Annotated in this window: 4 protein-coding genes and 1 pseudogene; all 5 read right to left on the bottom strand. The window is 67.5% G+C overall.

What is annotated here, in order from left to right; genetic code table 11:
* Positions 1–939: pseudogene (locus tag A5780_RS11005) on the bottom strand (hypothetical protein); the annotation flags it as partial.
* A gap of 32 nt (positions 940–971) precedes the next feature.
* Positions 972–1,172 (bottom strand): hypothetical protein, encoded by a 201-nt coding sequence (locus tag A5780_RS11010; RefSeq protein WP_064908360.1) that lies wholly within the window; start codon positions 1,170–1,172, stop codon positions 972–974.
* Between the two features lie 194 nt (positions 1,173–1,366).
* A complete protein-coding gene (locus tag A5780_RS11015; RefSeq protein WP_231982917.1) occupies positions 1,367–2,293 on the bottom strand; it encodes a ParA family protein in 927 nt (308 codons plus the stop codon).
* Between the two features lie 95 nt (positions 2,294–2,388).
* Positions 2,389–2,646 carry a DUF6011 domain-containing protein gene (locus tag A5780_RS11020; protein ID WP_231982918.1) on the bottom strand — a complete coding sequence of 86 codons (258 nt, stop codon included), beginning with the start codon at positions 2,644–2,646 and terminating at the stop codon, positions 2,389–2,391.
* Positions 2,643–2,951, bottom strand: a complete 309-nt coding sequence (locus A5780_RS11025; protein WP_064908359.1) for a hypothetical protein — start codon at positions 2,949–2,951, stop codon at positions 2,643–2,645. The genes A5780_RS11020 and A5780_RS11025 overlap by 4 nt, the downstream gene beginning before the upstream one ends.
* Positions 2,952–3,389: the final 438 nt, after the last annotated feature.

The following is a 3,389-nucleotide window of genomic DNA, read 5'->3' on the forward strand; positions in this document are numbered from 1 at the left end:
CGCGCGCGCGGTGTCGTCGCCGCGATCGGCGATCGGTTCGCGCGCGATCGGAACCTCCGTCGCGCGCGGCGCGCGCGCGGCGAACTCGCGCTCGAACTCCGCGAGCTGATCATCGATCGCGCGCGGATCGATCGCATCACCGTTGTCGCGCGCGGGAACCTCGATCGCTTCCGGGATCGACCAGTCCATCAGCGGCCGGTACTTCGGAAGGGTGTAGGCGGCGAAGCGGCCTTCGAGATGCTCGCGCAACCGCGCGCGGATCTCCGGCTCACCGAGCACGACACCATCGTCGGCGGCCTTGTCGATCGCGCGGTGCAACCGCTGCACCATCTTCCGCTCGCGGCGGGCGCTGCGCCCGGTGGTCTGAGCCAGCCGCACATTGTCGGCCGCGCGCGCGAGATCAGCGAGACGACGCTCCACCGCGACCTCGGCGGTGCTGCGGTCGGTGGGATCAGCGATCCCCCACCGCACCAGCAGCCGCTCGGGCGACCACCGCCAGTTGAGCCCACCGTCTTCACCGGTGAGCTGGCGGCGCTCCAGCTTCATCGACCGTTCCCAGCCCCACGCCGCGATCACCGGGGCCAGCAGGCGCAGCAGATGCTCTCCCGCTCCGGTGGCATGTGTGGTGGCCAGGATTCCGGAGGTGATGGTCAGCACCCACATCGCGATGCCGTCGATGCCGGCGGAGCCGGTGTCGATCTGCGAGCGCCGCGCGCGCATCGCGCTGGTGATGACCATCAGCTCGATGAAGCTGAAGCACATCAGCAGCAGCGGGGTCGGCATCTGCAGCGTCTCGCGGAAGAACACGTACATGCCTTGCGCGGCCGTGGCACTCGCGATCGCGGCGGTCACCAGGGTGGCGCCACGCTCCAGCGCGGCGCTGCGTTTACGTTTCTTCTCGTTCTCTTCGGTGGGCGGTTTGTCCACGATGGTGGCCATCAGCTGTGAACCTCTCTGGTTGTGGGTGGAGCTCAGGGGGCGTCGATGGGGTTGCCGTTGCTGTCGAACCGCGGAACACCTGCGGCGTCGAGGAAGGCGTTGATCGCCTCGTCGACGGTGTCGGTGACGGTGTAGCCCTGGCGGCGAATCCACTCCAGGCGCATCCCCGTCTCGGGTGCGATCTGGGTCGCGAAGGGTCGTTTGCTGGATTTCTTCTTCAGCGGGAGGGTCATTGGGGGCACCTTTTTCTTCTGGGACGGTGCGCTCTCCGCTGCGGCGGCCGCGCGCTCGTCCTCGGTTCGATCGTGCGAGGGTGCGGGTTCTTCCGGGGACTGGTCCGCACCCTCGGTGTGGACTCGGCTTGCCTCCCGGCGCTTTTCGCCCCGGGTCGGTCGGGTCGACGGCGGCATCCCGATGCCCCGGTCGCTCATGCTCGGATCCTTTCTGCCAGACGCTTTCCGGCGTCCTTGTAGGCCACGGCTGCACTGCACACCGGGGCATGAATGAAGACGGGAACCTTGCGGTCCTTGGCTTCGCGCACCCGCACGGTGTGCGGGATCTCGCCGAGATACGCCCCGCCGGCCGACCACTCGCCCCAGTCTCGGAGAAGGCCGGCCCGCACGTTCTGCGCGGTCTTGGTGTTGCCCTCGTAGTCGGTGAGCAGCAGGTACCGGATATCGAGGTCGTAGATCGAGCCCTCCGCGATGTCCAGCACCGTCTCCCCGAGCGTGACAAGGGCTTTCACCTCGTCCGGGCCTGCCTCCAGCACCGCCAGTACATCGTCAGCGGCATGCAACGCGGCCTCGGTGATCGCGCCCAGGTTGGGTGGGCAGTCGATGAGGACCACGTCGTAGCCGGTGAGGGCGTCGAGCTGGCGGGCCAGACGAAGCTGACCGCCCGCGCCCAGTCCGTACTTTTCGTGCGTCCGGATCGCCCGGTGTCCTGGCACGATGTGCAGTCGGTCGAACGGGGACGGTTTGATCGCCTCGACGAGGGCCACGCGGTCCCCTCGTTCTGGGTGCAGGACCTCAAAGGCGGTGGCGTCCTCGTCGCCGACGACGACGCCGAGCCCATCGGTGCTGTCGGCCTGCTGGTCTAGATCGACCACCAGCACCGACAACCCTGCCTCGGCCAGCGCGGCCGCGAGATTGATGGTCGTGGTGGTCTTACCCACCCCGCCTTTCTGCATTGCGACCGCGATGACGCGGGTTTTCCGATCTGCCATCAGCAAGCCTCCCAACTCGGATACATGAGAATCCACATGCAAGAGAACATGTTTGCGGGCAGATCGTAGGCCGGAACGGCCATCGATCCGAGGACGTTCACCCCGGGCCGGTGTGCCGAAATCCGCCATACTCCCAGTTTACAGCAACAAGCATGTCTACATGTATCGCTACATGTATGTTTCTGCGAAAACTTTCGAATGCGCTGGTCCCGAGCAGATCCGACTCAGGCAGCGATATCGAAAAGAGTGAGTTCCCGAGCGGCCGACGCTCGCCGTTCGGCACGCTCGTGGGCAGCGCAGGTGCGCCCGATTCCCGCGGCGACGCTGGCGGGGGAGTGCAGCCAGTTCGGGCATCGCCGGCACTGCACCATGACTCGAACAACGGGACGGTCGGTCGCGGCGGCCATGTGCGTCTCCTCCAGCCGGGCAGGACTTCCGCAGCTGATGATGGCACGGGCCACCGACACGTTCGCGTCGCTCATGCGGCCGCTGTGGCTGGCGTTCCACCGGTGCGCCATCGTGGGTCGCGCATGCCTCGATGCAGCGTCAGCGGCGCTCTGAGGACGGTTTCCGGGTCGTCTGCGGCCGCGCGCCAGGTGAGGATTCGGTCCGCGCTGTTGTTGATGTGTTCGCGGCGGGTGAGCCATCCGAACCAGTCACTGCGTTCGGTGGAGTCCATCGCCCGCAGCTGGCGTCGGCGCTGCTCGCGCCGTGCTGCCTGCTCCGACTCGGTCAGCGACCGCCACCACGTGCGCTGATGGTGCAGCGACCGCAGCGCTTTGGCCATCGGGTGCTGCGAATCGGCAAGACGCTCACCAGGAGCCAGAGACGCTAGGACGTCGCAGCGGGCCGCCCAGGCAGCCCGGTCGCGTAGGTGTTCACGGCGGAGGCGGGAGCGGCTGGCGCGGCCGGTGGGCGCGGGGGTGGTACACCTAGTGGGGGAAACATCATCCTGGGCAGCAGAGACGAAACCGATTGCCTCGGGCCCGATCCCGTATGCGGTGCAGTCGTCGGTACCTCCCTTGTAGGCGTGCAGCTCCACAACGAGCCCTGCCTCTCTCGAGGTCGCCAGCGCCCGCGCCACAGTCTTGCGATCGCAGCGTGACCGCACTGCCAGAGCCCTCGTGGATATCGATCCGGAACGGGTAACCACCGCCCGGGCGAGAGCCGCCAGCACTGCCCGCACACTGCGGAGCCGTTGCGGGTGGAGTCCGGCGAGCAGCGC

The sequence above is a fragment of the Nocardia sp. 852002-20019_SCH5090214 genome (assembly GCF_001665865.1).
GTDB lineage: Bacteria > Actinomycetota > Actinomycetes > Mycobacteriales > Mycobacteriaceae > Nocardia > Nocardia nova.

Excerpts from the sequence above, each read along its gene's own strand:
- A5780_RS11010 (WP_064908360.1), bottom strand. The coding sequence starts at position 1,172 with ATGACCCTCCCGCTGAAGAAGAAATCCAGCAAACGACCCTTCGCGACC.
- A5780_RS11015 (WP_231982917.1), bottom strand. The coding sequence starts at position 2,293 with ATGGCGGATTTCGGCACACCGGCCCGGGGTGAACGTCCTCGGATCGAT.
- A5780_RS11020 (WP_231982918.1), bottom strand. The coding sequence starts at position 2,646 with ATGAGCGACGCGAACGTGTCGGTGGCCCGTGCCATCATCAGCTGCGGA.
- A5780_RS11025 (WP_064908359.1), bottom strand. The coding sequence starts at position 2,951 with ATGGCCAAAGCGCTGCGGTCGCTGCACCATCAGCGCACGTGGTGGCGG.